The sequence below is a fragment of the Lacrimispora sp. 38-1 genome (genome assembly GCF_049890855.1).
GTDB lineage: Bacteria > Bacillota > Clostridia > Lachnospirales > Lachnospiraceae > Lacrimispora.
The window spans coordinates 18584-39313 of the sequence record NZ_JBANEW010000043.1 but is presented as its reverse complement, the minus strand read 5'-3'; the positions used below and the strand labels follow the sequence as shown (position 1 = coordinate 39313).

At 38.6% G+C, this 20730-nt stretch carries 20 protein-coding genes; 3 read left to right on the top strand and 17 right to left on the bottom strand.

The annotated features are described in order from the left end of the window. Positions 1-141 precede the first annotated feature (141 nt). Positions 142-669, bottom strand: a complete 528-nt coding sequence (locus tag V7D18_RS08500) for a nitroreductase family protein (RefSeq protein WP_426153344.1) — start codon at positions 667-669, stop codon at positions 142-144. A 110-nt stretch (positions 670-779) separates the two neighbouring features. Here V7D18_RS08500 and V7D18_RS08495 point away from each other — a divergent pair, with 110 nt between their 5' ends. Next, positions 780-1145 (top strand): winged helix-turn-helix transcriptional regulator, encoded by a 366-nt coding sequence (locus tag V7D18_RS08495; RefSeq protein ID WP_426153342.1) that lies wholly within the window; start codon positions 780-782, stop codon positions 1143-1145. A 46-nt stretch (positions 1146-1191) separates the two neighbouring features. Here V7D18_RS08495 and V7D18_RS08490 read toward each other — a convergent pair whose 3' ends face one another. From V7D18_RS08490 to V7D18_RS08415, 16 genes are all read right to left on the bottom strand, one after another. Continuing rightward, a complete protein-coding gene (locus V7D18_RS08490) occupies positions 1192-1983 on the bottom strand; it encodes a hypothetical protein (RefSeq protein WP_426153340.1) in 792 nt (263 codons plus the stop codon). Positions 1984-2121: 138 nt separating this feature from the next. Beyond that, positions 2122-3057, bottom strand: coding sequence for a hypothetical protein (locus V7D18_RS08485; RefSeq protein ID WP_426153338.1), 936 nt, complete (start codon positions 3055-3057; stop codon positions 2122-2124). A gap of 525 nt (positions 3058-3582) precedes the next feature. Then, positions 3583-4014: an SWIM zinc finger family protein gene (locus V7D18_RS08480; protein ID WP_426153336.1), complete on the bottom strand. Its 432-nt coding sequence runs from the start codon at positions 4012-4014 to the stop codon at positions 3583-3585. Between the two features lie 236 nt (positions 4015-4250). Further along, a complete protein-coding gene (locus tag V7D18_RS08475; protein WP_426153334.1) occupies positions 4251-5495 on the bottom strand; it encodes an MFS transporter in 1245 nt (414 codons plus the stop codon). A gap of 135 nt (positions 5496-5630) precedes the next feature. Next, a complete protein-coding gene (locus V7D18_RS08470; RefSeq protein ID WP_426153332.1) occupies positions 5631-5921 on the bottom strand; it encodes a DUF1330 domain-containing protein in 291 nt (96 codons plus the stop codon). Between the two features lie 189 nt (positions 5922-6110). Beyond that, positions 6111-6863: a MerR family transcriptional regulator gene (locus V7D18_RS08465; protein WP_426153330.1), complete on the bottom strand. Its 753-nt coding sequence runs from the start codon at positions 6861-6863 to the stop codon at positions 6111-6113. A 65-nt stretch (positions 6864-6928) separates the two neighbouring features. Further along, the gene (gene uvrA / locus V7D18_RS08460) at positions 6929-9472 is read right to left on the bottom strand and encodes an excinuclease ABC subunit UvrA (RefSeq protein WP_426153328.1); all 2544 of its coding nucleotides are present in this window, start codon (positions 9470-9472) and stop codon (positions 6929-6931) included. 118 nt (positions 9473-9590) lie between these two features. Beyond that, positions 9591-10400 (bottom strand): glycoside hydrolase family 18 protein, encoded by an 810-nt coding sequence (locus tag V7D18_RS08455; protein ID WP_426153326.1) that lies wholly within the window; start codon positions 10398-10400, stop codon positions 9591-9593. Positions 10401-10650: 250 nt separating this feature from the next. Beyond that, positions 10651-11463, bottom strand: coding sequence for a DUF1801 domain-containing protein (locus tag V7D18_RS08450; RefSeq protein ID WP_426153324.1), 813 nt, complete (start codon positions 11461-11463; stop codon positions 10651-10653). 20 nt (positions 11464-11483) lie between these two features. Then, complete coding sequence (locus V7D18_RS08445; RefSeq protein WP_426153322.1) at positions 11484-12533, bottom strand: lysylphosphatidylglycerol synthase transmembrane domain-containing protein; 1050 nt, start codon at positions 12531-12533, stop codon at positions 11484-11486. Between the two features lie 267 nt (positions 12534-12800). Next, positions 12801-13250 (bottom strand): DUF6194 family protein, encoded by a 450-nt coding sequence (locus tag V7D18_RS08440; RefSeq protein ID WP_426153321.1) that lies wholly within the window; start codon positions 13248-13250, stop codon positions 12801-12803. A gap of 203 nt (positions 13251-13453) precedes the next feature. Beyond that, complete coding sequence (locus V7D18_RS08435) at positions 13454-14893, bottom strand: ATP-binding protein (RefSeq protein ID WP_426153319.1); 1440 nt, start codon at positions 14891-14893, stop codon at positions 13454-13456. Then, a complete protein-coding gene (locus V7D18_RS08430; RefSeq protein WP_426153317.1) occupies positions 14890-15585 on the bottom strand; it encodes a response regulator transcription factor in 696 nt (231 codons plus the stop codon). The genes V7D18_RS08435 and V7D18_RS08430 overlap by 4 nt, the downstream gene beginning before the upstream one ends. A gap of 160 nt (positions 15586-15745) precedes the next feature. Next, positions 15746-17113: a 4Fe-4S binding protein gene (locus V7D18_RS08425; RefSeq protein ID WP_426153315.1), complete on the bottom strand. Its 1368-nt coding sequence runs from the start codon at positions 17111-17113 to the stop codon at positions 15746-15748. Between the two features lie 153 nt (positions 17114-17266). Further along, positions 17267-17518 carry a hypothetical protein gene (locus V7D18_RS08420; RefSeq protein WP_426153313.1) on the bottom strand — a complete coding sequence of 84 codons (252 nt, stop codon included), beginning with the start codon at positions 17516-17518 and terminating at the stop codon, positions 17267-17269. A 22-nt stretch (positions 17519-17540) separates the two neighbouring features. Beyond that, a complete protein-coding gene (locus V7D18_RS08415) occupies positions 17541-17900 on the bottom strand; it encodes a winged helix-turn-helix transcriptional regulator (RefSeq protein WP_426153311.1) in 360 nt (119 codons plus the stop codon). A 138-nt stretch (positions 17901-18038) separates the two neighbouring features. Here V7D18_RS08415 and V7D18_RS08410 point away from each other — a divergent pair, with 138 nt between their 5' ends. Both V7D18_RS08410 and V7D18_RS08405 read left to right on the top strand, forming a co-directional pair. After that, on the top strand, positions 18039-18569 hold the full coding sequence (locus V7D18_RS08410; RefSeq protein WP_426153309.1) for a nitroreductase family protein: 531 nt from the start codon (positions 18039-18041) through the stop codon (positions 18567-18569). A 254-nt stretch (positions 18570-18823) separates the two neighbouring features. Next, the gene (locus tag V7D18_RS08405; RefSeq protein WP_426153307.1) at positions 18824-20662 is read left to right on the top strand and encodes a rhamnogalacturonan lyase; all 1839 of its coding nucleotides are present in this window, start codon (positions 18824-18826) and stop codon (positions 20660-20662) included. The last annotated feature ends 68 nt before the right edge of the window (positions 20663-20730 follow it).

Genomic DNA, 20730 nt, shown 5'->3' with positions numbered 1-20730 from the left:
TGCCATGTATTATAAGTCTATATTTTCCATTTTCATTGTGTTATAATTAAAGTAGGTAGTTATAGGAAATATAGATATGCTCCCGCCCTTTCCCTGAAGGCATAGATTGGTATGCCTGCAGAAGACAGCGCATCAATATTTTTAACATTTGAATGTATTATAAAAAACGGTTTCCTCAACGGGATATTTTTCATAGTGCATCTTACTGGGTTCAGCATCATCGGCTGGATAACCAACAGGCATGATACCAAGTATTTCATAATGATCTGGAATACAAAATTTTTTTCTTAACAATTGAGGATTAAACAACCCGACCCAAACACTGCCAAGCCCTAAATTATATACTTCCAACATCATATGCGTTAATACAATGCTTGCGTCAACCTCACCATACGGTCGTTGATCTCCATAATGATTGTGATGTTCTGCTTGTTTGTCATAACAAACTAAAAATAATAGCTTTGCATTAAAATGACAAGGTGTACATGCCTGCATTTTTGCAAGCCCTTCTTCACTGTTCACAACTAAAATTCTTTGTGGCTGATGATTTCCTGCGGTAGGCGCTAACCTTCCAGCTTCCAGAATTTTATTCAATTTTTCATCCTCAACCAACTGATCCTTATACTTTCGTACAGAATATCTCTTTCTAAAAATATCTTCATATTCCATAATAATAATTCCTCCAAGCTGATTTTTATTTTATAAAAATATGATACAATACTAGAAAACATAATATAAGTACGCACATTTTTGTGCCCTGATAGAGGAAAGGATTAAACATGAAAGAACAGACGAAAAATCTAAAACCTTATTATTATGAAAAATGTCCAGTAATTCGCGCTTTAGAAATTTTAGGCGGAAAATGGCGATTAGCTATCATATGGGAACTTTCTCATTATGACAGTATGCGTTATAATGAGCTTAAACGTCATCTGTGTGGAATTACAAACATTATGTTAACACGATCTCTTCAGGCTCTCGAACAGCATGGTTTAATCAGCAGAAAAGAATTATGCCAAATTCCACCTCATGTTGAATATGCTATTACTGATAAATGTAAATCTCTTCTTCCTGCTTTAGAAATAATCAATGAATGGGGGAAAAGCAAAGACACCTGTCTTTCATGTAATGAGGGGAATTTGTGAAAAGCAATCTGCAATCTTTTGATTTCATATTACCATTTCTATAAAACTATTTTTTCAATACATAAACATCTATATTTATGAATGTTTCTTCAGTTGCAAATGATATAGTAACGTTGTTGCCATCATATGATGTTCCTATATTTATAGTCTCATTAACTGATCCACCTGTAACTGTCGTCTCATATTTAAATACCGGAATTACTTGAACGACATTTGAGCCAACATTATTAAATGTGTACTGTTTTACTTTACTCCATCCTATTGATAAATTTCCTAAATATTGCCATTGATATTTGCCATTTCCTCCAGCGGAATACCCAGAATTATATTGGTTAGTAGCCATAGTCGAAATGTTAGACGCCATCGTCTGAAAAGTAGCATTTGCAGCAGTAGTCACTCCTTTATTAGTTATCGCTGATGCGACGAGTGACTTCCCATCAGCGACAGATTTTTTTGTTAATTCCAGCTCCGTTGAAACATTAGTTAAACTCTTCTTTACTGCATCAATCTCGCCGCTTAATTTGTTCAGCTCTGCCGGGTCTGCATCTGTTCCCTTTTCGCCTTGCTCTCCTTTTTCACCTTGGATACCTTGGTCGCCTTTTTCACCCTTTTCTCCTTGGATGCCTTGGATTCCCTGGGGACCTGCTGGTCCGATTTCTCCCTGATCTCCTTTTTCGCCCTGTGGACCCTGTGCGCCAACTGCTCCGTCTGCACCTTTTGCAGCTACGCCAGTATCCTTGTTTCCAACATACCAATTTCCATTTGTTCCGATTGTAGGAGTTGGAATTACCCCACTTGCACAACCATGTAAATTTACTACTTCAAATCCTGTTTCCATAAACATTACTTCCTTTCGATTTTTATTGATTGGGGCTGTAAAATAAGTCCCGCTTTGTCTACAGTCTTATTTTATTACCAAGGCATTACTGCCTTGGTAATAAAAAGATTATATAATTTTGATTTATTCAGGCATAATTTAACTTAATGTTAATTTACTATAAGTGACCGCAAAGTCTACACCACTTCTAGTTCTATTACTTTTAGTACCTCCCCAAGCTCTAGCATGTGATGAAGTAGAAACTATTATAGTTTCATTTATATTTGATATATCAAATTTCTTTGTACTAGTTGTTGTTTGACCACTCACGGCTGAATATGAGTGGCTTCCTAATACTTTTCCTGATACTGTTGTAATAGTCATACTTCCATTGGCTTCTCCACCCTGTTTATATGCTGAAATAGATAATACAATTCTTGAAACACCCGTTCCAACAAATGAAACACTACTTGTATTTTCTGCACCATTACCATCACCCCCAGTGCTATCACATGTAACACCTACTCCTGCCGGATTTAACGTAGTATCCACCAATTTAGCATTTTTATTAATATAAGATAGTGCATCATTATATCCTTCTGAATATTTATTTTCCGCAAGTTTATTAATATTATCGGCCATCACCTGAAAAGTTGCATCTGATTCTGTTGTCACGCCCTTGTCTGTAATCGCTGATGCTATAAGGGCTTTACCATCAGCTACAGATTTTTTTGTTTCAGCAACCTCTACTTTTAGCGCATCAATCTCGCTGCTTAATCTTTCCAGTTCTGACGGATCTGCATCGGTACCTTTTTCACCTTGGTCTCCTTTATCACCTTTTTCGCCCTGGATGCCTTGGTCACCTTTATCACCCTTTTCTCCTTGGATGCCTTGGATTCCCTGTGGACCTGCTGGTCCGATTTCGCCTTGGTCTCCTTTTTCACCCTGTGGACCCTGTGCGCCTGTCTCTCCTTTTGCTGATACTCCGGTATCCTTGTTTCCAATATACCAATTTCCATTTTTTCCAATGGTCGCAGTTGGAATTACTCCACTCGCACAACCATGTAAATTTACTACTTCAAATCCTTCTTCCATAAATATTACTTCCTTTCTTTTTTCGCATTTTTGATTGGTACATACTTTGATGTCCTATCTGATTTTCATTATAATGTTGCGTTTGTTGTATGCGTTGCGACTTCAAAAAACAGGTTGATTTTTCTGCTAACGTTGCTTTTATCAAGATGCACCTTATTACCGATTACAAATAAACTCTTTCCGTCTATGTATCTCATGCGAAATATGCGTCTTAGCTGACTATCTGAAATGGATTCAATAAATTTTTCAGTCTCATCGCATTCTCTTTTAAGCTGCTCGTAATTTCTCATCATAGATTCGCATCCACATCTTCATTATTTAAAAAGCAATTTATCACATCTTTGTAAACTTCCAGTTTTGAAACTTCCTTGTATTTTAACACCATCGTTCTTTTTAGCATTTTATAACATTAAAAATAGCCAAAAAACGCATATTATCTGCATTCTTGGCTATCTCTTAAGTTCTTGTGTAAAGAAGGCATTTATGAAAAAAGAGCCATATTAATGGCAATTCTTGTCTTTTTAGCTAACGATATCGGTCTCTTTCTTCTGCTTCAATCAACGCATTAATTAATGCAGTCCTCAGTTCTTCTTTTGAAAGACTCTTTACATATCTGACGATCTGATCGTAGTGTTCTTGCTCCCGCTCCCCCTCTTCTCTCTCATATTCTTCTATTTCAGCTATATACCTGTCTGCCTCTTTTGGAAAGACTGTGAAAAACAAGGCGATCTTGTGCTTACATACTATTCTTTTTCCTTCAGCATGCGGGCAATTGCATGTTGACTTTTTAGGATGTTCAGTGTCAATCATCACGTGGTATGGTTCTTTTCCGCTGCCTCTAACCGTTCCCTCAAATTCATGCTTATCCATTTGATTCCAAGAGATAACCCTTTTTCCTTCATAATATTCATAGCCTCTCCATGCAGAGGCATTACTGGCAATCGATAAAATACTCATATCATTTTCTCCTTCTGTATAACCAGAATCCATATTTCATAATTGTATCCTATAATCCAGTCTTCCATTGTAAACATTAATAGGTTAGAAATATGCATAAGATATCTCCCCCGCCTTACGTCATAATAAAAACGCCTTCCGCTTTTCCGAATATACGTTCTCCTTCCATTGTACTATAGCATTTAGATGCCTACAAGAATAAATAATAATAATTAAAAAAATAAATAAAAATCTTCTTACACCAACGATGCCGTAACTCCTTCCTTATAAAAATTGCGGTATAGTACAATACTCAAACCCAGAATAATAATAAAAACCGCACATATAATAACCATCGTCTGTATTCTGATGACGTCAGCAAGTGGTCCGAAAACAGCCATGCCAAGTGGCATAAAACCCGTGAACATCACGTTAACCAGACTGAAAACCCGGCCAAGCACGGAAGGATCGGTCTTTTCCTGTACCAGAGTAAAAACTGCTGTCTGGGCAGCTGGTATGGTCAATCCAATAAAAAACATAAGTAGAGCGAAAATCCAGAAAATATTAGTGAAACCTACTGCAAGAGAAGCAACTCCATAAAGTATCATTCCCAGAAACAATGTTTTGCTTCGGTTTTTAAATCCGCCTGTTGCCCCAAGCAGAAGTCCTCCAACTAAAGCTCCTGCAAAGCCTGCCGTTTCATTAATTGTCAGAAATGTAACATTGTTGCCAAAAGTACGTTGAATCATGAGTGCCGTAAGAAAACCAGAAGGTACACAGAGAAAAATGTAGATACCATATGTTATAAGCAACCTTTTAAGAAATCTATGATTCCAGGTAAATTGAAGTCCTTCCTTCATTTCTGCAAATACTGATGTCGGCTCTGTTCTTTCAGCTGCCTGATGCTTCGGTATTTTTATAAAAACCAGTATGCTGATTCCAAAAACTGCAGTAACTGCATCAATAAACATGATGTTGTAAATAGGACCGGCCGCCATGATTGCTCCGGCCGCTATAGGGGAGACAAACTGAACAACGGATTGAATACTCCCGTTGATACCATTTACACGCATAAGTCTATCTTCAGGCACTATCTGAGGAATCATCGCATTTACTGTTGGTGTTTGTATTCCACTGCCTATGGATCGGATTGCAGCGACTGCAATAATTGCTGGCAGGGCAGCTTCACCAAGGTTCCCCGACATCATAAAAAAGGCAAGCAGCAGGGTTGCTGCAGCAATTACTGTATCTGCGGTTATTATGATTCGCTTTCTGTTGTAGCGGTCTGCCCAGACTCCGGCAAACAACGATATAATCATTTGCGGTAAAAATGCTGCCAGTGTCAGAATTGTAACCCATATTCCAGATGATGTCTCCAGTGTTACATACCAGATAATTGCCATTTGGACGATTTGCGAACCAAAGAGTGAAATACCCTGACCAATCAGGAATGCCATCGCCTTTGTCCACCATTTTTGTTTTTGTTTCTTATTGAAATCCATATTACTCCTCCTGCTAAATTTTATAAAAAAAGTATACCATCAGCTTTTTAACTGGTGGCATACTGGAAGGTTTATTAATTATTCAAATATTATTTAGTGGTTACCTCGTAATAATTTTACCGATTCATACACTCTTTATAGTAATCCTTTAACCAATAATGTATCACATTTGGCAGCTTTCAGACGGTACTTAAGAATTGCTTTATATTCTGGTGACTCATACCATTGTTCAAATTTCATCTTATCTGGAAACTGAATAATGACAATTCTTTCATGATTCCATGTACCCTCCAGCACTGTTGGATCTGTATCGACAGCCAGGTACTTTCCTTCAAATTTACTAAATACTTCATCGGTATCTTTCAGATATTTTTCATATTCTTCTTCATCATTTATTAGTATCTGAGCAACAAAATAATACATCATTTTTCTATCCTCCATTTAATATCTAGTGTTCACAGGCTCTAAACCCTGTGCTAGACTTATTTTTTCTTTGAATACATGTCAGTAGTTTTTTATGTACCCTCTGTACAAGATTCACCTTATCTCAATGCCTTCCGATTTACCTGCAATGATTGCGCCTGGCAATATTAAGCTTTTCGAGTAAATTAATATTTACTGCACCGAGAATCTTTTCATCATCATTTCAAGCATTTCTGTCATTTCCTGTGCATCCGTTTCAGCCATGCCAAGTGCTGTAATATATCTGTCTGCCGCGCATACAATATCTTCCTCTTCATCAGGTGTATCAATAACCTCACGGATATTCCGGTCTCCCTGATCCAGACGATTCAGCATACGCAGTATAGACATCATGGAATAATGAGAATTACGAAGAGTTCGGATAATTTTCAACCGGTTCATTTCTTTTACTCCATATTTTCTATGTCCGTTGGAACTGCGGGGTACCAGAATCAGACCATTTCTTTCCCAGTCACGTAAAACGTCTATGGTGATGCCGAGAATTTCAGCGGCCTTTACTCTTCCGCAGAAAACAACGTTTTCATCTGATTTTCCATTGTTCTCAATGATATCCAGTGTGATGCGAATTGCTTCCTCAGCCCTTTTTCTTTCTTCCCGAAGATGCTCAAGGTATCTCTGTGTGTTTTGGTATGCTTCGCTGACATCACCAGCAGCAGCCGTTTTCACTATATTATAGACTTCCTTCCTTAATCTGTCACTGATAATTTCAGCACGGAAAGCAGTGCGAAGAAAACGAAGCTGTTCAAGATGTCTGTCGTCAAAAATACGATAACCGCTTTTTGTTCTCGGTATCACAGGAAGCAGCTGCATCTCCTCATAAAACCGTATTGTATTGGGATGAACCCCGATGAGCTTTGCTATCTGAGTTGTTCTATAAGTTGCCAATGAACTGCCTCCTTCCTTATCATTTCTATTATTCATTATACCTTTCTTTATACTATTGTAAATAGTTAAAGCCTGCTGGAAAGCCCATAAAGGATTTTGCCTGTGAAGGAACAGGGATTTTTCATAATTTCCTCCGGTGTTCCCTGAGCTATAATTTCGCCGCCTTCATTCCCGCCTTCCGGACCGAGGTCAATTACCCAGTCTGATTCCAGTATCATTTCCGAATTATGTTCTATTACCACTACACTGTTTCCAAGCTTTACCAGACGGTCAAATACATGAACCAGTCTGCATGCATCATGGGGGTGAAGTCCGGTAGTTGGCTCATCAAACAGATACAGTACTCTTCCTCCGACGCCGCCTAAAAGCTCCTTAGCCAGCTTCAGTCTCTGCGCTTCTCCGCCGGATAAGGTTGCAGTGGACTGCCCAAGCCCCAGATATCCCAGCCCTGCATCCTGAAGAATATGCAATCTGGCAGCAATATTTTTCTCATCAACAAACAGGGCCAGTGCTTCATCAATGCTTAGTTCCAGAATATCCGAGATATTATGTCCCCTGTATCGAATATCCAGAACTGGCTTTTGGTATCTCCTGCCTCGGCAAACAGGGCAGATCACCTCCACATCCGGCAGAAAGTGCATGGGAATGGACAGTCTGCCGGTACCCTGACATTTCTCACATCTTCCGCCAGCCACATTATAGGAGAAATGCTTTGCTGTAAGACCGCCTGTTTTTGTCTGCGGCAGAGAGGCAAATAAATCGCGTATGTCAGTAAAGAGATCGGTATAGGTCGCCGCATTGGAACGGTTGGAGCGTCCAATGGATTGCTGGTTTATGGACACAACGGCTGTAAGCTTTTCCAAACCTGATATATCCGGAGTGCTGTTCATTTTTGTTTGGCGGAAATAGGCATCTGCCGCTTCCGCCAGGTGTCCGAAGATCAGGCTTGATTTACCGCTTCCTGAGACGCCTGTCACCGTAACAAACCGCCCAAGCGGGATATCAACATTGATGTTCTTCAAATTGTTAACATTTGCATTTCTAATGCCTATATAGTCTTTGCTGCCAGGAAGCTTATTCCGTTTCGCCTGATAAAAGCTGTTCTGAAGATATTTTCCTGTGACAGATTCCTCGCAGCTGATGATTTCCTGAACACTGCCGCAGGCTACGATCCTTCCACCGTCTTTGCCAGCGCCGGGTCCGAAATCGATGATATAATCCGCCGCCTTCATGACTTCCACATCATGTTCAATTACAATAACCGTATTGCCCATATCCCGCAAGCGCTTTAACACCTCAATGATTCTTCCGGTATCACGGGAATGAAGACCAGAAGTCGGCTCATCAAGCACATACAGCACTCCGGTCAGACCACTTCCCAGTACGGAAGCCAGCTTGATACGCTGCCACTCCCCTGCAGACAGGGATGCGGCAGGCTGATCAAGACTCAGATACCCTGCACCTGCATCAATAATTCGATGGATTCTGCTCTCCAAATCAGCAGCAACCTGTCTTACAATATTCCAGCTCTCCGGTGCTGCAGAAGCAGGAAGCATTTTCAGCCATTTGTCGACACTGATCAGGGACATGGAGAGAAGTTCCTTAATATTGACTCCACCAGCCTTTACTTCCAGTGTTTCTGTCCTGAAGCGTATCCCATGACACTCAGGACATTCCCGGCGAATTAAAAACTTCTCAATTTTCTGTCTGGCACTCGCAGAACTATTATCCATATATCTTCGCATAAGACCTGTTACGACACCTTCAAACCTGCCTTCTGGTACTGTCTTCGGTGGTGCGATATTCGGAAAACGCTTCTGAAACTGTTTGCTCAAAACACCATATAAAAGCAGTTCCATCTGAACGTCATTATATCGGTTCACAGATATATCAAGATCCATTTCAAATCCATAATGCCTGGCCGCCTGAAGCATGGAAGTTCCGTATCGGTCAATAAAAACCTGATCCCATCCGGAAACCGCAAATTCCCGGATACTTTTGGATTTGTCGATCAGAAGGCTGATATCCGGCAAACTCACAACTCCAATTCCCCGGCAAACGGGACATGCACCTTGTGGTTTATTAAAGGAAAAATGGCTGGCTGTAAGTTCTACAACATGCCTGCCGCAGTGGGGACAGGGAAGTGTATCCTCATACAGTTCCATATTGTCAGCTTCCTGATCCGGCATTTCTGAATAAAGAACATTCTCTGTATCATAGTAATTCCGTGCAATTATTTTACCGCAGTGAGGACAGGGTCTTTCGCCCAGCCTGGCAAACAAAACACGCAGATATGCGGAGATTTCAGTAACAGTCCCTACTGTTGAACGCGGATTATTACTGGTTTGATGCTGGTTTATTGATATAGCCGGTGACAATCCGTCAATGCGCTCAACCTTCGGTCTGCTTCCCATCTCCATTGTCATACCCATGGATTCCATATACTGCCGCTGACATTCTCTTTGCAGCGTTTCCAGTGCCAGTGTTGATTTACCGCTGCCGGACAGTCCGGTAAATACGATCAGCTTATTTTTAGGGATCTGAACATCAATGTTTTTTAAATTATTTTCTTTTGCACCTTTAATTTTAATGAACACGTCATCTATCATCTCCTTATTCTCTTTTATAAAACAAAACCAGTATACCATCACTAATTCAAGGTGGTGGTATACTGGAGGGTTTAAATTCGTATTTCGTATTTTTATTTAAAGCCACACGTTTATGACGTCACGGTGTTGCCAAATCGATACTTTTATGCGGCATGTGATCAATAATCATTTTGTACCATGCAGGAGCATCTTTAGAATTCAGTGCCCAGAGCATAATACCAGATTGCGGTGTGTAGGCTGCCATATCCGGCACAGCATCAGGGGGTGTGCTTTGCCCAGGATTAGCCATTCCGGGAATGCCTACACCCATGCCGGCCTTTGATGGGTAAAGCAGTTTTTGATATACGTTTAAAAGCTCCCGTTGTCCATTATAGTCATTCCAATAAGCCATAGTCCATACATAGTCTACAATTTCACGAACTTTAAAGAGATACTCGTCACGCCACTTTCCAAGGTATACAGGCAGTGAAATGATTGCTCCGGGGTTCAATACCCTGCGTAATGCCTTAATGACCTCAACAAATTCATCGCCTGGTTTATAATTGTCTTCATTATCAAGATCGATTCCGTCAAGATTCCAAGCGTTTAATAATTTTGCTGTATTCGATGCGAATTTTTCGGGGTCCAATGCAGGCCAGCCGCCGTACTGTAATTTGGGCTGGCCGTTGAGCGAAAGGAGCACTTTTGTTCCACGTGCATGTAGAAAACTAATACCTTCCATAATCTCCTGTCTGCTCCATTTACTCGTCAGAAACGACATAATAATATTGTTGGGATCCTTATCATCAATTACTCCGAATGCGAGAGACACAACATTCACTTTGGCAGGTGTATCCTTCAACCCTCGCGGTGCATCGTCACTTTTCGTATATCCCTGCCAGTACCCAAAAATGATTTCGTTTACATTCCCATTTTGATTATTTGACATATAACCTCCTATTTTGTTAATTTGGAATTTAGAATTATGTAATTCTGCCAATCAACAAATTATTATAAGTTTTTATGAACAATTTCTTTTAAAACAGATTTATCGTTACGATATCCCAGGTTCGATCAATTCATTTGGGGTATGCGTTAAAAGCTTTAGTTTAATAGTTAGTCTAATTAGACTATGTGTATATTTTAGTCCAACCAGACTATATGTCAACAAAAAATATTATTTTAATTCATCCTTCTTTTCAATCATTTACACCTAATCCCTTAAAAATTTTAGTCATACACTTTTCTATTCGCGATACCCGGGTTACAGACTGCTTCGCTCCATTAAAATAAAAAATATATCCTCTTTGACGTCCTGGAGTCAATGCATAAAATGCGTTTTTAAAGGCTGGATCTTCATTGAATTTCGCCTGCAGTTCGTCCGGAATTTTGATCTCTGTCTTTTTTTCAACAGGCACTTTCATACCGGCTTTTTCAATTTCCACAGCTTCTCCGATATATGCTTTGATCATCGTCTCTTTCTCAGTAATTTCTTCCACTGAACTGAACCGAAGCTGTCGTCCAGCCTGAACACGTTCCGTCTGCCGAACAAGAATTTCACCTTCATCTTTGAGTAATGCTCCCTTGAAGAATGACAGTGCGACGTAATTTTTAAATCCGCCGATAATAACAATATTTTTATCATTTAACGTGTAACAGGGTTGCCCCCACTTTAATTCTTCTGTCAATTGACAAGCCAGGCAAAGTTCTCGCAGCTTTTCATGCTCATCATACCACTTTTCATGGTGCTCTAAAAATGCGTCAACTAAAGGGCTCTTATTGCTATCTGAAACAAATGAATCTAATTTGTCTATTTTCTCAAAGAACTCTTCCTTTGTATCGCAAACTGTAAATTCACCGTTAAGGAATCCATATACTTTTCCATTAAGTTCCGGATTCTTTTTCGAACATTTTCCAATACAGCCAATCTTTGCATTTACTTTATTCTTTAGTTCGTTGACGTCAAAACCAGAACAATATGAACAAACTTCTATTTTAGGTGTTTTCTTCATGCTCGTGAACTCCTTTAATTTCAGATACTCGAACGCCTCTGTGCCTTCATAATCCTATGATGCGCAAAAGCATAAACAATATAGCTGATTAAAAGAGGAAAATAAAAATTAATAATTCTGCTTAAGATCATAGCGGATGGGAGCTGCTCACCCGGATAAAACTGACCAAACACATTTAAATATGCTTTTTCTGCAATTCCAACTGAACCCGGAAGGGGGACTGCGGCAACTGCAATATTAATAAAGGATTGACCTGCCATCAGATCAAGGCAATCGTTCTTCCTGTAACCGAAGCTTAAATAAACCAGATATGTTACAAAGCAATATGCAATCCATTGAAACATTGAAACTACAAACACCTTAAGGAACAAATCCGGGTATTTTATAATCATTCTTGATTTTTCACGGTAAGAGATGATCAGAATATCCAGTTTTTCTTTTATGTCCTTTGGCTTTTTAAATAGATGGAATTTTACACCAAGTTGTAATACCAGATCAATCAGAAAAGGAATCATTACTCTGGAAAACATCAATGCCGATAAAACAGCCGTCAGAAAAAGCATAACAGAGGCTCCTGAAAATAATAGCCAGATAAACCAATTCGCAGACTTTGCTAAGATCGAAAATCGTAACACCGCAAAGACTCCGCCCATTAATACAATTACAATCTGACTTTCAAAAACCATAAGAAATATAGTGATGGCAGAGATATCAACATGGATTTTATCCTTATTCATGTAATACATCTGAGCAGGCTGACCGCCGCATGCTCCAGGTGTAATTGCGCTAAAATAATTTCCGATGTACGCATAATCAATACAATTTTTATACGAAGCAGCTGATCCTAATCGATGCATAATCATAGAAAAATTCATGGCCTGGCATCCGGCATAGAAAAACATTAATGCAATTCCGGTAAAAAGGTAAAATACATGTATGCTCCCAACCACTTCCATTAATTCCCCAATCGAATACTCTTTTAATACAACTGCTATAGTAACTGCCATCAAAGAGGCCATAAATACGATACTTCTTATCTGGTTTTTTTTACTGACTATTTTTTCTCTCATAATGTATAATCCTCATGTCAAAGTTGATATCTTTTATTATTACCAGGGCTTGCTGATCCTATGTTAATTGCCTTCAATTTCATTTGGTATATCCCTCTGCGGATTACTATAAAAAGAGACCGTCGATTTTCAGATCAGCAAGTTTCTCTCTAATAGAAACTCTGAAAATGAGCGGTCTCACAACAGATTTTTATTTAGTTGAAAGCCTTAAAAAGACTGTCCATATACATCTGTATCATAAGAAATTTAATTGCGCCATCTATATTTTTACTTCTTTTTACTAAACTTTTCTTTGGAAAATCCATATGCTTCTTCAATGAAAGATTTTAAAGTTTCAAAAGTCTCTATCGATGGATTCAGTACGCTGATCCACCCCATCCAGGCATAGACTGGGTGCGGAATAATTTTATCTAATTCCGTAAAATCGTAATTCATATCAACGGTATTACCTGCAGAAGGGCGTTTGGGAATTTCGCCAAAAAGCTCTTTAAATGTTGTTTTTCTTATACCCAGATTGACCCGGAATATATTATCCCGGTTAAGATTTGAACTTTTATCATTATCGCCATCTTTTTCTTTAATAGTTAATATATATACACCGCGTTTTAATGTATTGCAGGGATTATAATAAATACCTTTCTCACCCCAGCTTTCTATAAGAACTATTCCATCTAAATTCGATGTGCAGTATTCTAAAATATCATCTGGTTTCATCATATCTCCCTCTTAAGCAGCTTCTTCAAATATCCCTCATTTAATAAATGACTGTTTCGAATTTACCTTGCCCTTTGCATCAAATTGTCTGCTGTCAGATTAATATACTCTGTACTCATGACTTACCTCCCTCGAGAGAAATAATTAATAGTTATTTACTTACTATGGATATTATAGTATAAGTAACATGACAGCTGTTTGTCAGGTTATATATATGACAACTTGTCATTATCTCTCTCTAATTCGAACCAGAATACGGTCCCCTCTCCAACCTTACTCTCTACTCCATATGGTACCTGGTGCATATCCAGAATGCTTTTTACTATGGCCAGACCCAACCCTGTTCCATCCTCCTTTTTACTATCCGATCTTTTTCCTTTGTAGTAACGCTCAAAAACATGTTCAATATCTTCTCTGGCTATTCCTTCACCACGATCCCTGACTTCAATTCTCACCATCTTTTCATTGGGTATTACAGCCACAGCCACTGGCTGGTCAGGCCTGGAATGACGGAACGCATTTCCTATGAGATTATAGAAAACCTGCTGTATTTTGTTCTTGTCTCCCAGCAGATTCCCCTCTAATTCCAATACACCAGCCAAATCTAAGATCCTGTCCTTTTCACCCAGCTCAAAGTGCTCTTTGATTGATAGAAGCATTTCTTTAAGTGAAAATGTTTCAATTGCCAATGTGACTGCTCCTGCCTGAAGTCTGGAAAGATTTAAAATATCTTCCACTATATTTCCCAGACGTTCTGATTCTTTAATAATAATACCTAACTGTTTCTCTCTTTTCTCCGTATTTTCTCCTGTTACATCACGAAGTGTTTCTGCATAACCACGTATTAACGTAAGTGGAGTACGAAGTTCGTGGGATACATTTGCAATCAGCTCTTTCTGAAGTACATCATTTCGTATTAGCGCTTCACCCATATCATTCATTCTCTCAGCCAATTTTCCGATTTCATCATCACTTATATGATTGATTCGTGCATGATAATCTCCTTTGGCATAACTATCCGCCTGCCGGCTGATCTTAGATATCGGATCGGCAAACTTTTTAGACAGTATATATGAAATAAGCAGCGATACTACAAGAAGGACACAGGTTATAATAACAAGCTGGCTTTTAAGAATATCTACTGTTTTTTCAATAGAAGCCATTGGCATGGTTACAATCATGACACCCTTTATTACATGTTCACTCCAAATTGGTATACCTATTATGGTGAATTTATGTCCATATTTCGGATGCACAACCTCCTGTGTTGATTCTTCTCCGCTCATTGCATTCTGTGTAATTTCTAAAAAAGCTTCCTGCATAACCCCAGGCATATTCATATTATTTCCGGAAGTTCCCTGATAGAGTACCCTGTAATCATAATTAATGATTCTTACTGATAACTGTTTTTCGTAGATATAACTTTCTATATTCACGAGAATACTTTCTTCATTATTTATCTGATTTAAATCAGTTAACTTTTCAATTTGTGTAACTATGCTTTCTGCGTTTTTCTTTACTCCTCCTATCTCAAGCACAGTATAGAATTTGTTTAGAAAAACAATTTGAAAAAGCCATAGAAGGATAACAATTACTCCTACAAGTATCATCATCCCAGCCCAGAGTTTTGCTCTTATACTTTTCAACTATTTTCACCCGCTTGAAATTTGTATCCAATTCCCCAGGCTGTCGTAATCCATTTTCGGTATTTTCCCAGTGTTTCTCTAAGCATTTTTACATGAGTATCCACCGTTCTGACATCACCCAAAAACTCATATCCCCAAACCTGATTCAACAGCTGTTCTCTTGAAAATACCTTACCCTGATTATTTACAAAAAAAGAAAATAAATCATATTCTTTTGGAGTCATGCTTAACAACTCATTTCCCAAAAAAACACTCCTTGCATCAAAATCAATCAGAATCTCTTCTACTTGCAGTTTATTTGGTTTTTCCAGTTCCTTGACTGCTTTATTGCTTCTTCCTAAAATTGCTTTTATCCTTGCAAGCAGCTCTTTTGGACTAAAAGGTTTCACCATATAGTCATCCACTCCAAGTTCAAAACCAAAGAGTTTATCATATTCCTCACCCCTTGCTGTCAACATAAGAATTGGCACACTGGAAGTCAGTCTTATTTCACGGCATACTTTCCAACCATCCATTTTCGGAAGCATTACGTCTAGTATTACTAACGAAATCATATGGTTTTTAAATTTATTCAATCCATCTACACCATCTGCAGCCTCAATTACTTCAAAATCTTCTAATACAAGATATTCTTTTATAATATCACGGATTCCCTGTTCATCATCTACTACCAGTATCTGTTTTTTATCCATGGTTTACTCCCTTCACCTCTTACTGCATCACAATATCCCCAGGATTTATATGTATAAATTATACTACGGATAATTCAAATATAAAATCGGATTTTATGTGATTCTGTCACAAAACTATCAGGGTTTAAAAGAATATGCCGTATGTGATTCTTTTTTACAGTTACCTCAAAGATTCCTTAATACTTTCAAAATCATACCCTGGTGAAACGATTTCAATATCTTTCATCCTTGTTTGCTCAGGTACGCTTTCCGGAATTTTAAACAGAATATAGAACTCTTCTATTTCCATCTTCATAGAATCCGATGCTTCCTGAATCGTCATTGATCCTTTTATTCCGCTTATATCAACTTGATCTGAACTATCCGATACATCAGGCATTACCGTCTCATTAACTACAGAAGCATCTCCTGATGCCTTTAACTTTGCTTCATCCAGGTCAAAGCTCTCAACTTCATTTGATATTTGTTTCATTTGAGTATTTTTTGAAATATTCTCTGGAATACCTAATATTTCATATATTTCCTGTAATGACAATCCTGTTGCAATAGCTGCCTCTTCAATTGTATAATACCCCTTAATCTCCGATATTGTGATAACTTGCCCTTCTTCCAGCTTTGAAGGCATAATTTGAAAATTTCCGGTTAACGAAGCTACAAGTATGGTTCCAAAAAACACTCCAACAACAATCAGGAGAAATGTGAAAGGCTGAATTTTCTTTCCTGCCGTCCTGATTTCCAGCGCACCTTCTTTAGGGCATACAAGAACACATTCGTTACAGTTTATACATTCCGCACTGTTGATTTTCTCCGACTTTTCTACTTCTATATTTACAGGACATACTTTATTGCATTTTTTGCAATTTATACATAAATCTGCATTACGTTCTATCCTTGTAGGACTGATTTTTCTAACAATACCATAAAAGGCTCCTACCGGACAAAGATATTTGCAGAAAAATCTATCATATATAAAAGATCCAGCTACTGTGACTATAAGTAATAGAAAGCCGATAACTGCTAATGGATCTTCTTTTATGGACTCGCTAAATACTGATACATGCGCATATGCAGAATATGGATCGTATGGTGCCATCCAGAGCGCCCCATAATGCCATGCCATTCCTGTGGTTAAAAGAAGTATAAAATATTTTAAATACCGCAAAGGTCTGTCTATATATGCAGGCATGATAAAGTGCTTTTTTAAAATTTTCCTTCCTATTCTTCCAAACAGTTCCTGCAGCGCACCAAAGGGACACAGCAGGCCGCAAAAGCTGCGTCCGAACAGAATTGCCATAATTACAGTTAATAGCAGTAAAACCACCGTCCCTGAATATATCTTCTGTATAAAACTTCCCATAAAAAGCAACGTATACAAACTTTCTAACGCACCGAATGGACAAAGTGCATGAACAGAAGGGGCTTTCCCACCTCCTAAAACTTGATGCATGTACCCTCCATATGTAACATAAGCTAACAATCCAAGTAAAATAATTATTCTTAATCCTCTAATAAAATTATTTTTTTTCAAGTTTAATCTCCTCCAATAGATTTTATATTTTAAATTTTAATAAAAAGTTATGATAGAAGTATGATAGAAGTATGATAGAAGATTAAAAGAATGCTGATATTACCCTACTGTTTTTAAGCCGTGGATATGTTTGGCTATATCATTCACCGATCATTATTTATTTTCCAACCTGCTATCAGCAGCATGGGGCATAATCATATAAAAATTCATGGCCTGGCACCCGGCAAAGAAAAACATTAATGCAATTCCGGTAATAAGGTAGAATAAATGAACATTTCCAACCGCTTTCATTAATTCCCAAATGGAATACTCTTTTAATAAAACTGCAACAATAACCACCATCAAAGAGGTCATGAATAAGATACTTCTTTTCTGGCTTTTTTTACTGACTAATTTCTCTCTCATAATGAATGTTCCTCATGTCAATTCAATGGCTGTAATTATTCCACCAGGCAGCTATTTCGTAAAATAAAGGCAAAAGACTTTTACCGTAATCCGTTAATGAGTACTCAACTCTTACAGGCATTTCATTGTATTGAATCCTTTGAATCAGCCTGCTTTCTTCAAGTTCATGTAATGAATTTGAAAGCATTGTATTTGTAATGCCTGGTATTTCTCTCTTTAGCTTATTAAAACGACTTACCTCTTTTTTTAGCAGCTGTAGTAATATTCTTAGCTTCCACCTGCCGCCGATTATCTCAAGTGTACATTTTACTGGACATTCATTATTGCTCTCTGTTGACTTAAGTATATTTAAGTATCTATCCAATTCCATTTCATTAGCCATAACATACCTCCAAGGTAAGAAAAATAGTACCAGATCATATATTTCTGCGTACTTGTTATTAAATAACGGTATAGGTATAATTATTATACCAAGTATTTTAACTTGAGTAAATTATAAATGATAAAGGAGATAATAACCATGGAAATGATGAAAGCTATTGCTATGCGTAAGTCTGCAAGAAGTTATAAACCAGAACAAATCAGTGATGAATCTTTAAAGAACATAATAAACGCTGGATGTGCCGCACCAATAGGAAGAGGAATGTATGATACAGTTTATCTGACAGTTATTCAAAATTCTGAAATTCTTAAGAAAATATCAAGTACTGCTGCAAATGTATTTGGTACCCCCTCTTCTGACCCATTATATGGTGCACCAACATTTGTACTGGTTTCCTGTATACCAAACAAGCAGTTCCCAAATATCGAACTTGCAAATGCAGCCTGCGTAATAGAAAATATGACACTTGCTGCAACTGATGCCGGACTCGGCAGTGTATATATTTTAGGAGCCTTATGCGCATTTAGCGCAGATCAGACATTAATTAAAGAACTTAATCTGCCTGAAGGCTTTGTACCTGTTTCCGGCATTGTACTGGGCTACCCAACCGAACCACTTACTCACGAGAAGGAATTAAAGCAAATTATAAAAACGAATGTAATTAAATAACTTAAATAACAACAGCCTCCCATTTGATATACTTTGTATAAGCAATCAACTGGGAGGCTGTTTTCCGTTTTTTTCTTTTTGTTTCCTTAGTTTACAAAACAAATAAAGAACTATTTCTATCAGATGAAAGGTATTTAACAACCTTTCATTTCAGTTCAAATGAATATTGGTAAAAAAAGTTAGGGATAAACTTTTAAGCCATTATCCCATTCATTTGATATGTCTCATTAAATCAATTGAGGTGAGGTAAATTTATGTTTAAAAAAATTAAGTACATTCTTTTTATTTTTACTGTTTTTTTAGTACTTTCCATCCCACAGGAAAAGGCAGGCGCAGCACCGGCAAGGCAGATGGAGTATTTAGACCGCGGTGTAACAGCTGTTAAAGTAAATAATGGTGTCTTTATCAGCTGGAGGGTTTTAGGGACCGAACAATCAAATGTATCTTATAACTTATATCGTGGATCAAAGAAACTAGCAACCATTAACGGAGCCAGCAATTATTTAGATACAACAGGAACCACCGGTTCCACTTATGAAGTAAGCGCTGTTGTAAATGGTAACGAACAAAACAAATCATCTGCCGTTCGTGTATGGGATAAAAATTATCTGCAAATTCCTCTGCAGATCCCATCAGGAGGTATGACACCGGATGGAGTTTCCTATACCTACAGTGCAAATGACTGCAGTGTGGGAGATTTGGATGGAGATGGACAATATGAAATTATATTGAAGTGGGATCCCTCTGATTCAAAAGACAATTCCCAAAAAGGATATACAGGCAACGTTTACCTGGATGCCTATAAAATGAACGGAACCCGTCTTTGGCGAATTGATTTAGGCAAAAATATACGAGCAGGTGCACACTATACCCAGTTTATGGTTTATGATTTAGACGGCGACGGAAAAGCCGAGATTGCCTGTAAGACAGCGGATGGAAGCAGAGACGCCCTTGGTACCGTCATAGGAAATCCCAATGCTGACTACAGAAATTCTTCCGGATATATACTATCAGGTCCTGAGTATTTAACTGTATTTCAAGGACTTACCGGAAAGGCACTCTATACAACCAATTATGAACCGGTCAGAGGAAACGTATCCGATTGGGGAGATTCCTACGGAAACCGTGTAGATCGTTTTCTTGCATGCATAGCTTACCTGGACGGTGAACATCCCAGTCTGGTTATGTGCCGCGGATATTACACAAGAGCAGTTCTTACAGCCTATGACTGGAACGGTTCCAAGCTTATTAAACGCTGGACTTTTGACAGTAACAGCCGGGGCAATTCCGGTTATGCCGGACAGGGAAACCACAATCTCAGCGTTGCTGATGTAGATGGGGATGGAATGGATGAAATTATCTATGGAGCCTGTACCATTGATCACAACGGAAAAGGATTATATACAACTGGCTTGCAGCACGGTGATGCCATGCATTTAGGAGACTTAAATCCCAATCATCCCGGTTTAGAAATCTGGAGTTCTTTTGAGTCCACGAAGACGAACGGCGGAGTGGGGGCGGCTATGCGTGATGCCAGAACAGGCCATATACTGTTTAAATATGACGCTTCAGGTGATGTGGGCAGGGCCTGCTCTGCCGATCTGACAGCAAGCTATCCCGGAGAGGAAGTATGGGCCTCAGGCTCCCCCTTATACAGCAGTACCGGAGAAATCATAGGCACTGCACCCTCCCAGGTGAATTTTGCCATCTGGTGGGATGGTGATGAACTCAGAGAATTATTAGACGGAACAACCATTACTAAGTATGGGGGCAAAACCTTACTCCGTGCCGACGGCTGTGCCTCTAACAACGGGACCAAAGCAACCCCATGTTTACAGGCCGACCTCTTTGGTGACTGGAGAGAAGAGGTTGTATTCAGAACATCCGACAGTCGTTACCTGAATATATATACAACGACTGATTTCACAACACGGCGTATTCATACTCTCATGCATGATCCTGTATACCGTATGGGAATTGCCTGGCAAAATGTGGCCTACAATCAGCCTCCCCACACCAGCTTTTTCATTGGGCATGGAATGTCTGAGCCACCAATCCCTGCAATTCAATTAACCCCAACATCTGCTCATTAAAAGAGAATTTTACGTTTAGCCGCTTCTGTTATGAAACAGAAGCGGCTAAGAATTTCCAATCTACTTTT